Raw genomic sequence first — 18,601 nt, 5'->3', positions numbered from 1 at the left:
TTTTTTTAGTTAGCGCTAAAAAAAGTATCCTAAAAAATAAAAATCGTTAACAGCAAATAGAAAGCTGTTAACGATTTTTTGATTTTAAGAGATTATTGATCACTCTTTTTCTGACCAATGACGATTTGATTACTATATTTTCTTAACGTATTGAGTGATAATTACAATTTGTTGTCCATCTACTTTTCCTTCAATATATTCTGCGTTTTCATGATCCAAACGGATGTTACGTACTGAAGTTCCTTGTTTGGCGACCATACTTGATCCTTTTACTTTTAAGTCTTTGATTAATACTACTGAATCACCATGAGTTAAAATCACCCCATTGACATCGCGGTGAATGATTTTGTTTTCGTCATCTTCACCTTCACCAGTGGCTTGAGCCCATGCTAGTGTGTCTTCGTCAAAATACATTTGCTCCAACAATTCTTGAGGCCAACCATTTTTACGCAAACGGCTTAACATTCTCCAAGCTACAACTTGTACAGGAGTGTGTTCGCTCCACATGCTGTCATTCAAGCATCTCCAATGATTTAAATCTTCATGACCTGTATTATCAATTTGGTCGATACAAGTAGCACAAGCAAAAATACTTTCGTCTAAGCCGCCTTTTTTGGTAGGTAATACTTGGTATTCTTTTAAGTTTTCGGTCGCAGTACATAATTCACATTTGGAACCACTACGTTTATTTAATTCTCTTTCGAAGCTCATTACAAAGGGGGTGTTATTTTAGGTTACGAAATTACTTCTAATTAGGAGCTTTCGCAAGTTTATATTTTCACTATAGTTTTTTTGGGTTCTTTTTTTACTGTTTTTTTGTTTTAGAATCTGAAACTATTAATATGATGTAATAATTTAATTCATACTAATCTGAAAAACATTCAATTACTACTTATGCAGTTTAACCCTAACTGCTTCGGGAACTAACAATTCGTATTCACCGTAATTTCGGATAACATCTCGCACGATGCTGGAGCTGATATAAGAAGTTCTTGCAGCCGTTAATAAAAATACGGTTTCTATTTTGGATAATCTTCGATTGGTGTGGGCAATGGCTTTTTCGAATTCGAAATCGGCTGGGTTGCGCAATCCTCTCAGGATAAAGTCGGCTTTGACTTTGTGGCATAAGTCAATTGTTAGACCTTCATAAGTGATTACCGTTACTTTTGGTTCGTTTTTAAACGTTTCTTCTATGAATCTCTTTCTTTCTTCAAGTGAGAACATGCATTTTTTTTCGGCATTGACCCCAATTGCAATTACAATTTCATCAAAAAGCGGAATGCCTCTGTTGATTATGTCTTCGTGACCTAAGGTGATAGGGTCAAACGATCCTGGGAATATGGCTTTTTTCATTTTTTTTAAAGTTTCTGAGTTCCTAAAATGCTAAGTTTCTAAGATTCTGAAATTCTCAGGAACTTAGAAACTTAGAATCTTAGTTACTTAATTAAGCGCTAACTCAATTGCATTTGTAAATAAATCTTCCAATGAAATTCCAGCTGCTTTGGCTTGTTGCGGAATTAAACTTTCGGTGGTAAGACCAGGAATAGTATTCATTTCGAGCATGTGTGGTTCTCCGTCTACAATAATGAATTCGCTTCTTGAGAATCCTTTCATTTTGAGTACTTCGTAGGCGCGTTTGGCAATTTCGGCTACTTTCTGGGTCATTTCATCCGATATTCGTGCAGGTGTAATTTCTTGAGATTTCCCTTGATATTTCGCTTCGTAATCGAAGAAGTCATTTTCTGAAATAATTTCAGTTATTGGTAAAACGGTTATGGTTCCTTTGTAATTGATGACTCCAACAGAAACTTCTGTGCCGTCTAGGAAACTTTCTATGATGATCTCGTTGTCTTCTTTGTAGGCTACTTCAATGGCAATTGGCAGTTCGGCAGCAGTTTTTACTTTTGAAATTCCGAAGCTTGATCCTGCTTTGTTGGGTTTTACAAAACATGGGAGACCTAATTTTTCGACTATTTCAGTTGTATTTATGATGTCGCCTTTGTTTAGGTAGTAAGAAGTGGCAGTTTTTATGCCGTATGGTTTTAATACAGATAATAAGTCGCGTTTGTTGAACGTTAATGCGGCTTGGTAATAATCGCAGGCGGTTTGTGGAATGTTTAATAATTCGAAATAGGCTTGCATCAGTCCATCTTCACCCGGTGTTCCGTGTATGGCATTGAAAACGCAATCGAAATTTATTTTTTTTCCGTCTACTTGTGCCGAAAAATCATTTCTGTCAATTGGGAATTCGGAATCGTTGGCATCTACATAAACCCATTTTTCTTTGAAAATATGAATGCGAAAGGCATTGTATTTGGTTTTGTCTAAGAATTGATAAACTACGTTTCCGCTAATGAGTGAGATCTTGTATTCGCTGGAATAGCCGCCCATGATGATGGCAATGTTTTTCATATTATTTTTTGGTATTTTAATTGGAAAGGTCTCTTTTGAAAACGGATGCCCTAGCCCTGATAGTAGCGGTATCCTTTTCTTTTTTCTTTTAAAAAAGAAAAGATACAAGCGAATAGCAGGAAATAGCTCCTAATTCAAAAAGTCATTTTTTACTTAAACAAAATTATCATTTTTTTTGAAACGAAATAGCTTTATCTTTGCGGGAAATAAAAATATTTATGAGCTTAAAAAAATATCTTACAAGTCGTATCTTTTTTGGGCAAGTGGCCATTTCGCTTGCTATAATTGCTGTTTTGGGTTATTTATTCATGCATTGGTTGACTTTTACAACAGATCACGGGAATGAAATAACGGTTCCTGATTTAAGAAAATTAACTGAGGAGCAAGTAGAAGACAAGTTAGATGATTTGGATTTGGATTATGAGCTTTTGGATAGTGTTGATTTTAGAGGAGACTTTCCAAAATACAGTGTAGTAGAACAGGATCCAATGCCAGGGACTAAGGTTAAGGTTGGGAGAAAAGTATATATAAAGATCAATTCTTCTGGATTTTCGTCTGTGCGAATTCCGGATTTGATTGAAAAAACATATCGTGAAGCAGTACCAACACTTAAGGCTTTAGGTCTTGAAGAAGGTACAATTACATATGTTCCTAACTTAGGTAAAGACATGGTTATGGAAATGCGCTACAAAGGAAGAAATTTGAAAGTAGGAGACAGAGTTTTGAAAGCATCCAAAATTGATTTGGTTTTGGGCGATGGAAAAGAGAGTTATCAAGAAGAAATAGTGGACAGTACGGCTGTTCCAACAACAGAAACACCAACGGATGAACAATAATAGTGAACCAATAGAGGAATTAGACGAAGAATTATTTGAACATTTTAAGTTTGAGGTTCCCAAAGGTCAAGCGATTTTGCGTATCGATAAATACTTGATGGGGCTGATTCAAAATGCGACCCGAAATAAAATTCAGAACGCAGCAACAGAAGGCAATATTTTTGTGAATGATGTGCCTGTAAAGTCCAATTATAAAGTAAAACCTTTTGATGTGGTACAGGTGATGTTGTCTCATCCGCCATTTGAAAATAGGGTGGATCCAGAGGATATTCCGCTAAATGTTGTTTATGAAGATGATACTTTGTTGTTAATCAACAAAGAGCCTGGTATGGTAGTGCATCCAGGTCATGGAAATTACACAGGGACTTTAGTCAATGCGCTTGCATTTCATTTTGAGAATTTACCAATGAATAGTAGTGAGCGTCCAGGGTTGGTTCACAGAATTGACAAAGATACTTCGGGATTGTTGGTTATTGCCAAAACCGAAGCCGCAATGACCCATTTGGCTAAGCAATTTGAAGCCAAAACATCTGAAAGAGAGTATATTGCGCTTGTTTGGGGAAATGTTGCTGCAGAAGAGGGAACCATTGAAGGAAACTTGGCAAGACATTTGAAAGATCGTATGCAAATGGCAGTTTTTGCAGATCCCGAAATTGGGAAACCTGCCATCACTCATTATAAAGTATTGGAACGATTTGGATATGTGACCTTAATTTCATGTAAATTGGAAACGGGTAGAACGCACCAAATACGAGCTCACTTGAAGCACATTGGTCATCCGCTTTTTAATGATGAGCGTTACGGTGGTCATTTGATTTTGAAAGGAACTACGTTTACCAAATACAAGCAATTTATTGAAAACTGCTTCAAGGCTTTGCCCCGTCAGGCTTTGCACGCCAAAACACTTGGTTTTGTCCATCCAACTACTGGAGATATGATGCGTTTTGATACAGAATTGCCTCAGGATTTTCAGGATTGTATTGAAAAATGGAGAGGCTATTCGAAATCGCATTCAAACGACGAAGAATAAAAATAATACATAAAAAAACCTCAAATAATTGAGGTTTTTTTATGCAATAGAGTTTACTATATTTTTATTTTCCTTCTTTGATTAGGAGTGCTTCTTTTTGGAATTTTAGATTTCCGGCATCATCTTTATTGAATTTGAAAACAATATCATTTTCATCAGATTCTCCTTTTATTTTAAAATTGATTGATTTTATAGCCGTTTTAGTTAATCGATCAATATTTTTTATTGGAATTGTAATATTACCTTTAAAAGCACCTTCATTTTCTAATGATGGTCTGGCATTAATTATAGAATAATCTAGAAAAACGATTGTAACATAAATGTCTTTGTTTAAAGAATTTATAATTTTTTCATTTAAATCAAAAATCAGATTGTAACTTATGTTTTTTTTATCGTCCGAAATTTTTACATACTTTTCTAAATAAAACTTTAAAGATCCGTATTTATTGGTGGTTAATGTAGGTAAACCATTTTCATAGTTTATGTAATAACGGGTTAGATTATCATCAACTTTTACTGAAGATAATTTTTTGTTTTGTGAAATGACTGATATTGAATTTATTAAAAAAAGCGAAATTAGGATGTATTTTTTCATACTGATTCTTTTGGGGTTTATTTTAATAAGATAATTACAATATTACGGACAAAATATTTATTTGTTACTTTTAAATGAGTTAAATTATTATCGAATGGAGTTAAATTATTATTAATTTAACATTAAATTAAGGGTTTTGATAATAAATTTTGATTTTTGACGGTTTAAAAAAAAAGAAAACAACCTTATTAACTAATAGGAATACGTAAAAGCATTCTATTGGATAAACAATTAATTTTTAAAATTATTTTCAAAAACCTTAAATCGATTATTCAAATCCTGTGTTAACTGTTTTTTTACTTCAGGATCTTGAATAAAACTATAGTTGATACTGTTGTAAACAAATTGTTTAATATCGGTATAGGAAATAGTTTTGTATCTTTTTGCCAATAATACATATTGTTCGGTCATATTAGTTCGTAAGATTCCGGCGTCATCGGTGCTAATGACAATGGGAACTCCAAATTCTTTGTACAGTAGAATAGGATGACGGTTTTCTTTTACTTTTAATATAAACTCATTACTAGCAAGATTAATTTCAATTGGAATGTTGTTCTTGACCATATAACGCATTAAATCATAGCTTTTTTCTTCATAGGCCATATCCACTCCATGCCCGATTCTATTTGCGCCAGCGGTATAAACGGCAGCGTTGATGTGCCAAGACAATTCTTCTGGGCGTACGAGTCCAAGTGTTAGTTCCCCAGCATGCATAGTATATTTTACTTTCGGGAAACGGCTATGACAATACTTAAACATTAGCATGTGCAATCCGTAATCTTTCATGGATGTTTCGCCATCTTCGGGAGAAACGATATTGACTCCCGCCATTAGCGGGCTACTATCTGCTGAAATAAAAGCAACCACAAGATTCTTGAATAAATCAACGGGTTCCATAAACCGCAATACAAAATTTTGATAGCGCATTGAGAATTGGTTGTCATCTATTTTAAGATCATTGTGCATTTTGGCAACAAAGTTGGTGTTAAAATCGGATGCATATTTTTTGGCTTCTTTTTGGATAAAAATAGTATACAAGGAATCCAAGGATTGCATAACGGCTTTTTCGTTTTTGATAGCCATCATTTTTCTTAAATGAAGATTGTATTTGTTTAAATCATCCGTTTTGATTGCACAGGGTATTGTTGAAAGTTGAGTTTCTATGTAGCTTACATTTTCTTTGATGGCTCTGTTTTTTAGTTCCAATAAACCAGTGCCGAAATTATCTTTTATGGCAGGTTCAAATTTCATAAAGGATTCAAAAAATAATTTATCCGAAGGGTAATCAACATTATTATAATCTTTGACTGACCATTTTTGCATTATTTTTTGTTTGTATATATCCAATTCTCCATTTTTTTGCAATGTCGAAAATAAAATCCAATCACTTCCAGACTGTTTTTCTTGACTTACAGTCATTGTTTGCGTATTGAGATAAAAATCTTCGGCAATGGCATGAGCCAATAAAGGTTCGGCATAAATAGAACCGGAATAGTGGTGGTGTAAATCGCCTCCTTTGGGCATTTGAGAAAAGAAAGCGGTAAGTTCGGCTTCGTTGTTTCTGATTTTTTCAAAATACGTTTCTGCCGTTTGGGCAAATCCTACTTGGAATAGAATTGTAGAAAAAAGGGTGAAAAATATCTTCATAGTATAAATTTCATTCAAATATAATAGAATTTTAAATCAAAAAAAAATTTGAAATTCTAATATTTTTTTAAATAATACCAAAAATCAATAATAAAGCAAAAAGAATTAGCATTACTGCTACGAATATTTGAAGGTTTTTTAATGTAACTTTTTTGAGTAATTTATTCCCAAAAAATGCTCCTGTAAAAGCCGACAAAGTTGCTAAAATCAATAAAGTATAATCGAATTGATGAGCATTGATGATAATTTCTTTGGAATATATTAGCAATCTGGAAATGTCAATTAAGCAAGCAATATAAACACCTGTTGCAATATACGTTTGCGGATTAAGATTGGCACGAATTAAAAAGGCGGCTCTTAAAGCTCCTTGGTTTCCAGAAAGCCCCCCAAAAAAACCACTTAAGACACCTCCGAGAGGCAAATATTTTTGATCAAATTGTAGTTTTGTTAAACTTGGAACGATCTCAAAAAGAGAGAAAAATAATAATACAATACCAATGATTAATTTTATAGGTATAATTTCAAAAAAATGAGTTCCTATTTTATATACAAAAATAGAATTCATATGATTTAAATAGGAAAGTAGGAAAGCACCCAGAAAAGAAAAAAGAATTGCTGGAATACCAAAACGCATAACAATTTTTAGATTGGCATTTTTACCTAACAAAATCAATTTAAAAATATTGTTTAAAAAATGAACAATGGCTGTTAGGATTATTGCGATTTCGATTGGAAAAAACAATCCGAATACAGGAACAAGAAGTGTTCCTAGTCCAAACCCAGAAAACAATGTCAAACCAGAACCAACTAAGGCAACGAGGCAAATAATGAAGTATTCCATCGGATATTAAATAAAAGTTTCAGAACTATTTTCTGTATAATCCAAATCAATATGAAACGTTTCTTTCATTTTCCAAAGTGCTACTAATGAAATAATAGATAAAATTGACCCAACAATCATTCCCGATTTAAGGATGTCACCTTCAAAAATGGAATCCCTAAAATAACTGTATATTAAAATAATTAGCGGAAGCGAACCTCGAACAAAATTGGGAACCGTAGTTGTTACAGTTGCCCGAATGTTGGTTCCGAATTGTTCGGCAGCAATAGTAACAAATAATACCCAATAGCCAACCGAGCATCCCATTGCAAAACAAAGCAAATAAAAAGTTGATGTAGAAATTCCGAAAGCATTTAAGTAAACAAAAACCATACTGAGATTGAGTATCAAAAATAAACCCATTATTTTTTTACGGCTTTTGAACCATTGACTTAAGAGTCCACTAGCAATATCACCAAACACCAAACCAGTATAACAAAATGCTATTGCTTTTCCAGCGGCAATGGTTTCTGCTTGCTGAACTCCGAGAGCTTTGGCGAATTCTGGTGAGAAAGTGATCAAAACGCCTACCAAAAACCAAAGCGGAATTCCAATGAGAATGCATTGTAGGTATTTTGAAAATCGTTTTTTATCAGTAAACAAAGACAAAAAATCGCCTTTTTTCTCCTCACTTTGCTGTACTTGCTTAAACATACCAGACTCAGTAATGCTGATTCGTAAAAACAATAATAAAATTCCCAGAACGCCACCCGCATAATAACACAAACGCCAATCTTTAAAAACTTGATAGACCAAATACGCAGCAACTGCTCCTGAAACTCCTACAGAGGCTACAATCATCGTTCCATAGCCTCGTTTTTCTTTGGGTAAGGATTCGGCAACCAAAGTGATTCCGGCTCCTAATTCGCCTGCTAGACCAATTCCCGCAATCAATCTCCAAAAGGCATATCCATCAACAGTAGTTACCATTCCGTTGGCAATATTGGCCACCGAATAAATTAATATGGAACCGAATAAAACGGAGATTCTTCCTTTTTTGTCACCCAAAACTCCCCATAGAATTCCACCAAAAAGCATTCCAAACATTTGCATACTAATCAGGTATTCTCCTTGATTTCGGATGGCATCGCCTGTAATTCCAAGGTCTTTTAGGCTATCAGTGCGCACAATTCCAAAGAGTAGTAAGTCGTATATATCAACAAAATAACCAAGAGCGGCTACAATTACGGCGGCGTTAAGAATGGATTTTGAGTTTTTGGTTAGTGGGGTAGGAATAGTATTCATTAAGGTTTAGTTCTGAGTGTTGAGTTTCATTATTAAATCGGTTTGTTTATCATCACCTAATACAAATACATGTTTGTCAAAAGTGACAAAACCATTTTTGTTGTAGAAATGGAGGGCTTTGTGGTTTTCTTCCCAAACACCTAGCCAAACATAATCGACCAGATGTTGTTTTGCTATTTCTATAGCTTTGTCTAATAGTAATTGTCCTATTTTTTTTCCATGGAAAGCTTGTAAAACATAGATGCGTTGAATTTCAAGTGTGTTTTTATACATAGATTCTGTTTGAGCTTCGCCTAAATTTACTTTCAAAAAGCCAATAGGTTCGTTCTCCCAAAAGGCTAAATAAAAAAGAGACTCAGGATTATTTATTTCTAAAGTTACTTGAGCTGTATTGAAACTTTCTTGAAGGTATTTCTCGATATTTTCGGGTGTGTTATTCTCCGTAAAAGTTTCAAGAAACGATTGTTTACCTACTATTTGTATTGATGTTAAATCTTCTAAATCGGCTTTTTTTATCTCAAACATTGGACTTGGTTTTATTTCTTTATAAAATCAAAAATACATAAAATAAATTATGACTGTCCACAAAATGTACCTAGTAAAGTTTTTTGCCATAGATTAAAAAGATTCTCACAGATTTTATGCGCTGTTATTAAAGAAATCTATAAGATTTTTTTTTAATCTGTGGCCAATTTTATCGAATTGGGATTAATTATGGAAAGTTATAAAATTAAAGGACTCTTATTTTAAAAAACTATAGTAGCATTATACAATTCAATTCAGAGATTCTATATTCTAGTTTTCAATTTGTACTTTTGAAACTAATAAGAAAATGAATCCGAAAGCCTAGCTATGAAAATTGTTTTATCTCCAGCCAAATCCTTAAATTTCGAAAAAGAATTACCAACAACTCATTATACTGAATCTTCTTTTTTGAAAGAATCCAGACAAGTTCATAAAGTTTTAAAATTGCAATCACCAAAAGAATTATCGGAACTGATGTCGATTTCAGACAAATTGGCCGATTTGAACTGGAAACGCAATCAAGATTGGAAAACGCCTTTTTCGCGAGAGAATGCGAGACCTGCCGTTTATGCTTTTGATGGTGAAGTCTATAACGGGCTCGATGCCTATTCAATTCCGATTGATAAATTAGATTTACTACAAGATCGTTTGAGGATTTTATCAGGTTTGTATGGGTATTTAAAACCATTGGATTTAATGCAACCATATCGACTTGAAATGGGAACCAAATTGCCCATTGGCGAAAGTAAAAACTTATATGAGTTTTGGAAAAAAACGATTACCAATTCATTGAACAAAGAACTCAAAAAGGACGAGTTGTTTATCAATTTGGCCAGCAACGAGTATTTTTCGGCGGTGGATCTCAAAGGGTTGAAAGTTCCAGTTATCACTCCAGAATTTAAGGATTATAAAGATGGAAAACTGAAAATAATTAGTTTTTTTGCTAAGAAGGCTAGGGGTTTGATGGTACGTTATATTATCGATACCAATGCCCAATCGATAGACGATTTAAAAGGTTTCAATTACGAAGACTACCAGTTTGATGCTAACTTGTCTAATGGGAATAATTTGGTTTTTACAAGGTGATAAGTATTAAGATTTTAGTATTAAGTATTAAGATTTTGGTATTTATACCAGTTACAAATATATATTAGTCCAACAAGCTTATCTTTTGCATAAGCTTATACATTAATAAGCGTCAGAAATTCTCGCATATGTTTTAGATTAAAACTCTCGCAAAGACGCAAAGGCGCAAAGTGATTCGTCCGACCTTAGCGCCTTAGCGCCTTTGCGAGAAAAAAGATTAACCCTATTGCCCTTGGGAGAAAAACTTCAAACCAGAAAAGTATTTTGGTTAATTTATATTTGGGTTTGGTATTAGAATTAAGATTTTGTAAAGCTAAAGCCTTATTTTATATAAAAAAAAACTCCGAAAATCACTAAACAATAAGTGAGATTCGGAGTTTTTTAAATTGTCAACTTTTAAGAAATCTAAAATTTAAAATTTAAAATCTAAAATCTAAAATCTAAAATCTTAATGCATTGCATCCGCTGGATTGATTTTGTTTTTTCCTTTTTTTATCAAAAGAATAAATGGAATGCAAACTAGAAAAAGTATTCCTAGATACATAAAAATATCCATAAATGACAATACAGAACTTTGTGTCATTACTTTAAATTCTAATACTTTATAGGCTTTTGCCAAAGCTTCATTGGCGGCATATCCTTTAGACATAAAACCCATTTGCAGTTTTTGTACTGTTTGTTGCACTTCAAATGATGTGCTGTCCAGATGTGAAACCAGATTCACTCGGTGTTCTTGATTGAATCTAGAAATGTAAGTGGTTATGATGGCAATACCAAAAGAACCTCCCAATTGTCTCATCATTCCTGTAAAAGCTGCACCTTCGCCAATGTGTTTTCCTTTTAGAGTAGATAAAGATAAAGTGGTGATTGGAACAAATAATAATCCCAATCCAACACCTCTAAGAATTAATGGCCAAAACATATGTTCTACTCCTGTATCTGGAGTAAGAACGTCTCGCATCATAAAAGTAAATAAGAAAAACACAAAGAATCCTGCAGCAACCATATAGGTTTGCGAAATGCCACGCTGAATCATTTTACCTATAAAAGGCATCATAATTCCTGTAGTGATCGAACTTGGAATCAATAATAAACCAGCATCGGTTGCACTCCATCCCAAAACCGATTGGGTGTAAATCGGGATGATAAAGGTTGAGCCATACAAGCCAAATCCCAAAATGAAACACATGATGGTACCAATTTTTAAATTATTGTCTTTAAAAACTTTTAGATTTACGATAGGATGTTTGTAGGTGAGTTCTCTCCAAATGAATAACAGCAATCCAAATATCGAAACTACACTTAATACAATAATTGTACTATTGTTAAACCAATCATCTTGTTGTCCGTGTTCCAAAACAAATTGAAGAGATCCAATAAAAGAAGCCAAAAAGACAATTCCCCACCAATCTACTTGATTGGCTTTGAGTTTGGCTCCATATTTTGGGCTTTTGACAAATACAATGGTCAACAAAGTGGCAATTATTCCAAGAGGAATATTAATATAAAAAATAAAAGGCCAAGAATAGTGATCAACAATATAGCCACCCAATGGCGGACCCAATGTTGGACCAACAATAACACCCATTCCGTAAATAGCTTGTGCCATTCCTCTTTTGGCAACAGGGTAACTTTCTGTAATTATGGTTTGTGCAGTTACCAATAGCGCCCCTCCACCTAATCCTTGAATGAATCGAAAGGCAACTAGTTCCCATATATTAGTAGCGTTTCCGCAGAGGAAAGAAGCTATGGTAAATATGACAATGGAGGTTGCAAAATAATTACGACGCCCAAATTGTTGTGACAACCAACTCGTCATAGGTATTACAATTACGTTTGCAATAGCATAAGCCGTAATTACCCAAGCCACGTCAGTTAAAGTAGCACCTAGGCTACCTCGCATATTATTTAATGCTACGTTTACAATCGTTGTATCGACAATTTCGAGCATAGCACAAAGCACACAAGTGATTGTAATGATGACCCTTCTATAACCGTATTCTATTAAATCGTCTTCTTCGTTTTGTACCATTTTTTTGATTTATTCGCAATATTCAAAAATAATTAGCTCTTCTATTTTTTAACATATAAGTCATATAAGTTTTTTAAAATTTGTTAAAACAAGTGATAAAAAAAGAGAATATAAGTTAGAGTATACTTTATAAATTAAAATATATTTCCTCGAATGAACTATTGTTTTACTTGATTTTGTTTTCAATAAATTCTTATTTGACTTATATGTTTATTGATTTATTTCAAATGCACATCTACATCTGCATTCATTCCTGGACGAAGTAATTCGATTTTTTTAGGATCATTTGTAGCATTCAAGCTTATCTTTATTGGTAATCGTTGAATCGTTTTTACAAAATTTCCAGTCGCATTATCTGGAGGTAACAATGAAAAACGTGAACCAGTTGCTGGAGAAAAAGAAGTAACAGTTCCTTCAAAATCATAGTCAGGGTAAGCATCTACTTTTACAGTTACTTTTTGACCAATCACCATTTTATTCAATTGTGTTTCTTTAAAATTGGCAACTACCCATGCTTCATTGTTGTTTATAATGTAAAACAACGATTGTCCTTGTTGCACTAATTGCCCAGGCTGTATATCAATTTTTGATACCTGCCCATCTATTGCAGCTGTAATAACAGTGTAGGTTAAGTTCAGTTCGGCTACTTCTAGTAAAGCTTTTGCTTTTTTAATATTAGCTGCAGCTACATCGGTTTGTTTATTAGAAACCCTTGATTTTGCTTCAATAACCGTTTTCTGAAATGCGCTTGCTTTTTGTTGTTGTTGCAAAATACGAACTTGATTTTCTGCTTCTTGTTTGGCTGCCAATGCTTGTTCGTATTGTTGTTTGGTAATCGAATGATTTTTGTATAAATTTTCGTAGCGTACATAATCACTTGTAGCTCTTCCCAATCTTATTTTGGCAGTCTCAATATTTCCTCCTGCCGTTTGAACATTAGCATCAGATACAGCAATGCTAGCAAGTGCGCTTCCAATATCTTCTTTGGCAACATCATATCCACTTTCTGCACCAATATAAGTAGCATTTGCCTCTTCGATTTTTAATTGATAATCTCTTTTTTCAATTGTAAATAAAGTATCTCCTTTTTTCACAAAGTCATTGTCTTTGACATATACTTTGTTAATATATCCAGAAACTCTTGGAATTATTGGATTCATATTTTTCTCTATTTGTGCATCATCTGTTTCTTCGTGTGCTTGAGAATGAAGGTATTTTGAGATTCCGTAAGTTCCTCCTGCAAGGATTAAAACCAATAGTATAATGATGAATTTGGCGTTTGATTTTTTCTTTTCCATGGTATGGGGAGTGATTATATTTTTGTAAGATTGAAAGTTTGAGTTAGTTGACCGGTAGCCGAAAGCAATTCGTAATATTTTTGGATAACATCTACTTTGGCAATGGTTTCATTTATTTTTGAATTAAGTTGTTCTACATCGGCTTCTAATAAATCATTAGTATCCGAAAGCCCATTTTCATATTTATCTTTTACAATTCTATAATTTTCAGTAGCTTGTTCCACGGCTTGGTTGTAAACGATATCTTGTTTTAGTGCCAAATCGTAGTTGGTAATGGCTTGTTGAACCTGAATTCGGATGTCGTCTTTAAGCAACTCTTCGGAGTTTTTTACTTCAAGGGCTTTACTTTCAGCAATTTTTACTTGAGTTCCATTTTTGTAAATACCACTGATATCATACGATAAACCAACTCCAAAATACATTGCATTTTCTAATGTTACAATATTATTTAGATTTAATGCTGCATATCCACCAACCAATGCTATGCTAGGATAATAATCTCCTTTGGCCAAACTTATGTTGTCTTGTGTAGCTTTACTTTGATACTGAACTGCTTCCAGATCTTTACGGTTTTCAAAAGCAGGCTGCTCATTTGTAGGGATATTATTCATTTGAAAATGAGTCAAATCATTTTCTTGAATATCAATTTTAGTATTTGTTGGTAACTTTAATAAAGTTATCAAATAATAGTTTACAATAGTAGCATTATTGATAGCTTGGTCTAATGATAATTGAACTTTTGAAACTTGTAATTGTGATTTCAATAAATCATTTCGAGGAATTATTCCATTTTTTTCTAAGGCTGTAAAATCAAGTACGCGTTGTTGTGCAGTTTTCAAATTTTCTTTTAATAACTCAACCGTTCTTTTAGATTTGTATAAATTAGAGTAATAACTAATAACTCTCATTGCTACAACCTCTTTGGTTTGTGAGGCCATTGCATTTTCTGCTTGATACAAATTATCTTGTAATTTGATGCCATTTTGAATTTTCATTCCGGCATAAAGAGGTAATTTTAGTGTTGCTTGTCCGACCAACAATTGATCAGGAACAGGAAGTGCTTTTGCACCTGCATTAAATTGTAAATCGACCGAAGCTTCAGTCAATCGTAAATATTCTCCAGATAATTTTAGATCAGGATATTGATTGTTTTTAATTGATTGTAATTCTTGTTTTTTGGTTTCCACTTTGGTGTTGGCCAATGATACTTCATTACTTTTTGTCCAAGCCAAATTTATAGCCTCTTCCAGCTTTAAATTAGTTTTTTCTTGGGCATTGATGGACGAAATCCCAACTAGGAATCCTCCAAATAGCATTAAATAACTAACTTTCATATGTCAAAAGGGCTTTAATGGTTTGCTGAATGTGCATTGTTAGAGTTGTTTTTATATAGGTATTGTATTCTTCTTCGGAATTGAGTTGTAATAGATTTTCGTAAAAAGGTCTATTCAAATGAAAATGGAAATAGGTTCCAAGAATTGTTGGAGTGAGTAGCGGAACGATAATATCTTTTCTAAAAAAGCCTTTTTCCTGACCATCCTGAATAATTGCTTCAAGTGCTTTTAGATTTCCTTTCTTTATTTCGGTAAAAGCTTCTAAATTTGTTTCTCTTTTTTGAGAAGAAAATTCAAAGTGAACAATTTTGTAAATGCATCGATTGCCGTTTATTCTGTGGATATAAAGGGCAATTAATTTGTTTATTTTTTCAAGAGGACTTAAATCTTCTAGAATTAAAATGTCCAGTTGTAATTTAATATCTGTTGCACGATAGACAATTAATGATTCCAACAATTGTTCTTTGGATCCAAAATAATAGGATATCATGGCGATATTTATTTTGGCTTCTTTGGCAATGTCTCTTATCGAAGTACCGTCAAATCCTTTCTCTGCAAATAGCGTTTCGGCCACTTGAAGAATTTGTATTTGTTTGTCGTTAAAGTCCGTTTTCAATGTAACATTTTTAATTCGGAGCGAAATTAAACAACTGTTTAAATTAAACGATTGTTTAATATATTTTTAACTTTTCTTTAACGATTGGGAATAAGGATTATTTTAATTAATAAGAAATAGTATGTAGTTTTTTTTGAGAATAGCTTAATTTGTCATTATGTTGAAGAATGGACTAAATTTGCATGTTTTATTTTTCACACAGTTTTAGCATATTATATATAAAAAAAAGACGGAATTATACAATATGAATCAAGCCTACAGCTTTAAGAAAGTTCTGAAGGAACGGTCTGTTTTGTAGCAACAAATTTCAATCCGTTGATATTTAAGTCAAACCCAAACTAAAGTTCCGTAGGATCGATTCATACAAAAGTGAGCCTCATTTTCGCTATTTATCGAATGAATTTTTTCAAACAAGCGCTTGCTTCAATATTTTGATATTGACCATAATTAGGAATGATTTCATAACCCGATTTGTGATACAAAGCAATGGCTTGAGGATTGTTTGTACCCGTTTCTAGAACACAACATTTGTAATTGAGCTCGATTGCCCAGATTTCTAACTCTTTGAGAATTATACTAGCAATACCTTTTCCTCGAAAATTGGGATGCACAAACATTCTTTTTATCTCAACTGTATTCGAATCATATTCTTTGAAGGCACCACAACCAATGGCAATATTGTCTTGATAACAAACAACAACATGATTGATTGTGTCTAATTTGTTGTATTGTGCATAAAAATCGTGATCTTGACCATCTTTTATTTTCAAATCTACATCGAGCAAAACGACTAGATTTTGAAAATTGGTATTTTCGGAAGTAGTTCGTCTAATGCTTGTCATACCGTATTACTTAAAAGTTATCTATCGAATTGCTTTTACAAATTCTTCAATTTTACCAGTTCCATTCTCCGTTAAATACGTGATAAAAGCACTTCCAATAATGGCTCCTTTAGCAAACCGAGTCGCTTGATTGAAGGTTTCGGCATTATTAATTCCAAATCCAATCACTTGTGGGTTTCTTAGATTCATATCGGAAATGCGTTTGAAATAGGCTTCTTGGTTGCTTCCAAAACCAGCGCTTGAACCCGTTACACTGGCAGAGCTGACCATATAAATAAATCCATCCGAAACACTGTCTATAAAACGAATGCGTTCGTCCGAAGTTTGTGGCGTGATTAAAAAAATGTTTTTTAAGCCGTATTTCTCGAAAGTATCTTTGTATTCTTCGGCATACACATCAACTGGTAAATCTGGAATAATAAGTCCATCTATTCCAATTTCGGAACAACTTTTACAGAATTGCTCTACTCCATATTGTAACATTGGATTAAAATACCCCATAATCACCAAAGGAATAGATACGCTTTGGCGAATGTCCTTCAGTTGGTCAAACAAAATTTGTGTGGTCATTCCGTTATGCAAAGCCTGTGTTGAGCTGGCTTGAATGGTTGGTCCATCTGCCAAAGGGTCGCTAAACGGCAATCCAATTTCGATCATATCAATACCATTTTTTTCTAAGTCCTGAATGATTTGTACGGTGTCATTCAAATTAGGATATCCAGCTGAAAAGTAGATGGAAAGTATTTTTTTGTCTTCTTGTAATTTTTGATTTATTCTGTTCATTTTATATTTTTAAAATATTCTCAATTCTTTTATTAATTAAATTGCAGCGCTATAAGCCCAAGCTTTTTGGTTGGATTGCAACTGTACTTCAACCCGTTTGTAATGCTTTCCTTCATATAGGTCTGCTTGGTGTAGTTCATTTAACGAAACTTCATATACAATGCCACTAATAGTGTCTTCGGCCTTGTTGGTTTCCATTATAATAGGATAATGAACAATGCCAAATTCTTCTTCGATTTGAATTTCATTTAATTCATATCCAATTAATGTTTCAGGTGTCCCTTTAAGTAAACGTCCAAACAAATCTTCTTGGACATCTTCATGTTGTAAGCTACCGTAAGCGAATAATTTTTGCATAGATTTTATTTTTTGGAAATGTTAATGGTATTTAAATTTTAATTATTGATTGCGTTTGCGTTAGGGATAGAAGCGACATCTCCCGATTTAGAAAAACAAGGCTTTTTTGCCGTAGTTTTTGTTAATCGGGAATATAGCGGATAGCCCGACCGCTTTTTCTGCGGGAACGCCCAACTACAATTTAAAAATGATCAATATTAGCATTCAAATCTTTGTCTTCTCTTCTCGAAAAATTTAGCACTACAATATAGCCTTTTTTGAATTTCATTTCGTCTAGAACGGCAAAGGCACAGGTATTTTCGAGTGTTTTTCAATATTAACAATATATAATAATATCCAAATTGGACATTGAGTGCTCTTTTATTTATTCATGGATTTTTCTATTTCTTTGATAAGTTGGTTTGCTTCGGGTATTGAATTTTTTTCATAAACCCTTATGTTATTTTTACCAATCATGATGAGAAAAAATATCGTCTTCTTGAATTTTGCATCTGAATATAATTTTTCATCGGACTTGTCTGCATTTTCTATCATTTTATCGAAACACTTGAACAAAAAATCATTGTATACCTTGTCAACTTCATTAATTGCAGGCACTATCACTTGATAATAATTTAAAATTTTCTGTTTTAGTTTTTCATCCTCTATGTAGCCAATTTTGCCACTAGACTTAAAACCTTCAAAATTTCCAATAATATTTTTAGGGCCTTGTGAATGAACCGGGAAATTAAATTTATTATTTTTTGATTTAGAAATACTATCAATTTGGAAAGCAGTTAGGTCTAAAAGTTTTTGGTAGCCCGTGTTTGATTTTTCATATTCTTTCTTTTCAATTTCAATATTTTCTATGTCCTCTTTTAAATCATTTTTTAAATTGCTGAGAAAAACGTTTACTTCTTCTTGTTGATGCCTGTGCTCGCTCCAACTATGAAGCCAAATAGAAAGTGAAATCGCAAATACAATGATGAAAACTTCAATGATTATTTCTTTTGTTTTTTCTCCAAAAGAGTGCTTTGGATTTTTTGATTTTTTGTAAGCCTGTTTGGTATGTTTTATAATCTCTTCTTGCATAATTTTTTAAGT

The 18,601-nt window shown here is 33.2% G+C and carries 19 protein-coding genes; 3 read left to right on the top strand and 16 right to left on the bottom strand.

Annotated elements, in window-relative coordinates:
- Window positions 1-132 precede the first annotated feature (132 nt).
- From AC8GF4_RS09850 to AC8GF4_RS09840, 3 genes are all read right to left on the bottom strand, one after another.
- Entirely contained in the window at window positions 133-711 is a 579-nt protein-coding gene (locus AC8GF4_RS09850) for a PhnA domain-containing protein (RefSeq protein ID WP_506594308.1), read from the bottom strand.
- Between the two features lie 177 nt (window positions 712-888).
- Complete coding sequence (gene coaD, locus AC8GF4_RS09845; protein ID WP_506594307.1) at window positions 889-1,353, bottom strand: pantetheine-phosphate adenylyltransferase; 465 nt, start codon at window positions 1,351-1,353, stop codon at window positions 889-891.
- 87 nt (window positions 1,354-1,440) lie between these two features.
- Window positions 1,441-2,412, bottom strand: coding sequence for a D-alanine--D-alanine ligase (locus AC8GF4_RS09840; protein ID WP_506594306.1), 972 nt, complete (start codon window positions 2,410-2,412; stop codon window positions 1,441-1,443).
- 218 nt (window positions 2,413-2,630) lie between these two features.
- Between AC8GF4_RS09840 and AC8GF4_RS09835 the strand changes: the two genes are divergently transcribed.
- Together AC8GF4_RS09835 and AC8GF4_RS09830 are read left to right on the top strand one after the other, a co-directional pair.
- Window positions 2,631-3,248, top strand: coding sequence for a PASTA domain-containing protein (locus AC8GF4_RS09835; RefSeq protein WP_506594305.1), 618 nt, complete (start codon window positions 2,631-2,633; stop codon window positions 3,246-3,248).
- The gene (locus AC8GF4_RS09830) at window positions 3,238-4,278 is read left to right on the top strand and encodes an RluA family pseudouridine synthase (RefSeq protein ID WP_506594304.1); all 1,041 of its coding nucleotides are present in this window, start codon (window positions 3,238-3,240) and stop codon (window positions 4,276-4,278) included. The genes AC8GF4_RS09835 and AC8GF4_RS09830 overlap by 11 nt, the downstream gene beginning before the upstream one ends.
- 64 nt (window positions 4,279-4,342) lie before the next feature.
- Here AC8GF4_RS09830 and AC8GF4_RS09825 read toward each other — a convergent pair whose 3' ends face one another.
- The 5 genes from AC8GF4_RS09825 to AC8GF4_RS09805 form a co-directional block, all read right to left on the bottom strand.
- Window positions 4,343-4,873 carry a hypothetical protein gene (locus AC8GF4_RS09825; protein ID WP_506594302.1) on the bottom strand — a complete coding sequence of 177 codons (531 nt, stop codon included), beginning with the start codon at window positions 4,871-4,873 and terminating at the stop codon, window positions 4,343-4,345.
- Window positions 4,874-5,104: 231 nt separating this feature from the next.
- A complete protein-coding gene (locus AC8GF4_RS09820; protein WP_506594301.1) occupies window positions 5,105-6,520 on the bottom strand; it encodes an amidohydrolase family protein in 1,416 nt (471 codons plus the stop codon).
- A 67-nt stretch (window positions 6,521-6,587) separates the two neighbouring features.
- On the bottom strand, window positions 6,588-7,361 hold the full coding sequence (locus tag AC8GF4_RS09815; RefSeq protein WP_506594300.1) for a TSUP family transporter: 774 nt from the start codon (window positions 7,359-7,361) through the stop codon (window positions 6,588-6,590).
- Window positions 7,362-7,367: 6 nt separating this feature from the next.
- Window positions 7,368-8,645 (bottom strand): MFS transporter, encoded by a 1,278-nt coding sequence (locus tag AC8GF4_RS09810; protein WP_506594299.1) that lies wholly within the window; start codon window positions 8,643-8,645, stop codon window positions 7,368-7,370.
- A 6-nt stretch (window positions 8,646-8,651) separates the two neighbouring features.
- Entirely contained in the window at window positions 8,652-9,170 is a 519-nt protein-coding gene (locus AC8GF4_RS09805; protein ID WP_506594297.1) for a GNAT family N-acetyltransferase, read from the bottom strand.
- Window positions 9,171-9,497: 327 nt separating this feature from the next.
- Between AC8GF4_RS09805 and yaaA the strand changes: the two genes are divergently transcribed.
- Entirely contained in the window at window positions 9,498-10,256 is a 759-nt protein-coding gene (gene yaaA / locus AC8GF4_RS09800) for a peroxide stress protein YaaA (protein ID WP_506594296.1), read from the top strand.
- Between the two features lie 448 nt (window positions 10,257-10,704).
- On the opposite strand, the gene AC8GF4_RS09795 is transcribed toward yaaA, so the two are convergent.
- The 8 genes from AC8GF4_RS09795 to AC8GF4_RS09760 form a co-directional block, all read right to left on the bottom strand.
- A complete protein-coding gene (locus AC8GF4_RS09795; RefSeq protein WP_506594294.1) occupies window positions 10,705-12,288 on the bottom strand; it encodes a DHA2 family efflux MFS transporter permease subunit in 1,584 nt (527 codons plus the stop codon).
- A 218-nt stretch (window positions 12,289-12,506) separates the two neighbouring features.
- A complete protein-coding gene (locus AC8GF4_RS09790) occupies window positions 12,507-13,586 on the bottom strand; it encodes an HlyD family secretion protein (RefSeq protein ID WP_506594293.1) in 1,080 nt (359 codons plus the stop codon).
- Window positions 13,587-13,600: 14 nt separating this feature from the next.
- Window positions 13,601-14,920: a TolC family protein gene (locus tag AC8GF4_RS09785; RefSeq protein ID WP_506594292.1), complete on the bottom strand. Its 1,320-nt coding sequence runs from the start codon at window positions 14,918-14,920 to the stop codon at window positions 13,601-13,603.
- Window positions 14,910-15,536, bottom strand: coding sequence for a TetR/AcrR family transcriptional regulator (locus tag AC8GF4_RS09780; RefSeq protein WP_506594290.1), 627 nt, complete (start codon window positions 15,534-15,536; stop codon window positions 14,910-14,912). Before AC8GF4_RS09780 ends, AC8GF4_RS09785 begins: the two co-directional genes overlap by 11 nt.
- Before the next feature lie 389 nt (window positions 15,537-15,925).
- A complete protein-coding gene (locus AC8GF4_RS09775; protein ID WP_506594289.1) occupies window positions 15,926-16,378 on the bottom strand; it encodes a GNAT family N-acetyltransferase in 453 nt (150 codons plus the stop codon).
- Between the two features lie 21 nt (window positions 16,379-16,399).
- Window positions 16,400-17,161: a tryptophan synthase subunit alpha gene (gene trpA / locus AC8GF4_RS09770; RefSeq protein ID WP_506594288.1), complete on the bottom strand. Its 762-nt coding sequence runs from the start codon at window positions 17,159-17,161 to the stop codon at window positions 16,400-16,402.
- A 36-nt stretch (window positions 17,162-17,197) separates the two neighbouring features.
- Window positions 17,198-17,518, bottom strand: a complete 321-nt coding sequence (locus AC8GF4_RS09765; RefSeq protein ID WP_506594287.1) for a gamma-glutamylcyclotransferase family protein — start codon at window positions 17,516-17,518, stop codon at window positions 17,198-17,200.
- Between the two features lie 360 nt (window positions 17,519-17,878).
- Complete coding sequence (locus AC8GF4_RS09760) at window positions 17,879-18,589, bottom strand: DUF6090 family protein (RefSeq protein WP_506594286.1); 711 nt, start codon at window positions 18,587-18,589, stop codon at window positions 17,879-17,881.
- Window positions 18,590-18,601: the final 12 nt, after the last annotated feature.

Source organism: Flavobacterium rarum (SeqCode), from assembly GCF_965234445.1.
In the GTDB taxonomy this organism is placed as follows: domain Bacteria; phylum Bacteroidota; class Bacteroidia; order Flavobacteriales; family Flavobacteriaceae; genus Flavobacterium; species Flavobacterium rarum.
Note: the sequence above shows the minus strand (reverse complement) of the source record. Positions and strands in the feature narration are given on the sequence as shown.

Excerpts from the sequence above, each read along its gene's own strand:
- coaD (WP_506594307.1), bottom strand. The coding sequence starts at position 1,353 with ATGAAAAAAGCCATATTCCCAGGATCGTTTGACCCTATCACCTTAGGT.
- AC8GF4_RS09810 (WP_506594299.1), bottom strand. The coding sequence starts at position 8,645 with ATGAATACTATTCCTACCCCACTAACCAAAAACTCAAAATCCATTCTT.
- AC8GF4_RS09795 (WP_506594294.1), bottom strand. The coding sequence starts at position 12,288 with ATGGTACAAAACGAAGAAGACGATTTAATAGAATACGGTTATAGAAGG.
- AC8GF4_RS09825 (WP_506594302.1), bottom strand. The coding sequence starts at position 4,873 with ATGAAAAAATACATCCTAATTTCGCTTTTTTTAATAAATTCAATATCA.
- AC8GF4_RS09760 (WP_506594286.1), bottom strand. The coding sequence starts at position 18,589 with ATGCAAGAAGAGATTATAAAACATACCAAACAGGCTTACAAAAAATCA.
- AC8GF4_RS09835 (WP_506594305.1), top strand. The coding sequence starts at position 2,631 with ATGAGCTTAAAAAAATATCTTACAAGTCGTATCTTTTTTGGGCAAGTG.
- AC8GF4_RS09775 (WP_506594289.1), bottom strand. The coding sequence starts at position 16,378 with ATGACAAGCATTAGACGAACTACTTCCGAAAATACCAATTTTCAAAAT.
- AC8GF4_RS09805 (WP_506594297.1), bottom strand. The coding sequence starts at position 9,170 with ATGTTTGAGATAAAAAAAGCCGATTTAGAAGATTTAACATCAATACAA.
- AC8GF4_RS09830 (WP_506594304.1), top strand. The coding sequence starts at position 3,238 with ATGAACAATAATAGTGAACCAATAGAGGAATTAGACGAAGAATTATTT.
- AC8GF4_RS09820 (WP_506594301.1), bottom strand. The coding sequence starts at position 6,520 with ATGAAGATATTTTTCACCCTTTTTTCTACAATTCTATTCCAAGTAGGA.
- AC8GF4_RS09790 (WP_506594293.1), bottom strand. The coding sequence starts at position 13,586 with ATGGAAAAGAAAAAATCAAACGCCAAATTCATCATTATACTATTGGTT.
- AC8GF4_RS09840 (WP_506594306.1), bottom strand. The coding sequence starts at position 2,412 with ATGAAAAACATTGCCATCATCATGGGCGGCTATTCCAGCGAATACAAG.
- AC8GF4_RS09850 (WP_506594308.1), bottom strand. The coding sequence starts at position 711 with ATGAGCTTCGAAAGAGAATTAAATAAACGTAGTGGTTCCAAATGTGAA.
- trpA (WP_506594288.1), bottom strand. The coding sequence starts at position 17,161 with ATGAACAGAATAAATCAAAAATTACAAGAAGACAAAAAAATACTTTCC.
- yaaA (WP_506594296.1), top strand. The coding sequence starts at position 9,498 with ATGAAAATTGTTTTATCTCCAGCCAAATCCTTAAATTTCGAAAAAGAA.
- AC8GF4_RS09765 (WP_506594287.1), bottom strand. The coding sequence starts at position 17,518 with ATGCAAAAATTATTCGCTTACGGTAGCTTACAACATGAAGATGTCCAA.
- AC8GF4_RS09785 (WP_506594292.1), bottom strand. The coding sequence starts at position 14,920 with ATGAAAGTTAGTTATTTAATGCTATTTGGAGGATTCCTAGTTGGGATT.
- AC8GF4_RS09815 (WP_506594300.1), bottom strand. The coding sequence starts at position 7,361 with ATGGAATACTTCATTATTTGCCTCGTTGCCTTAGTTGGTTCTGGTTTG.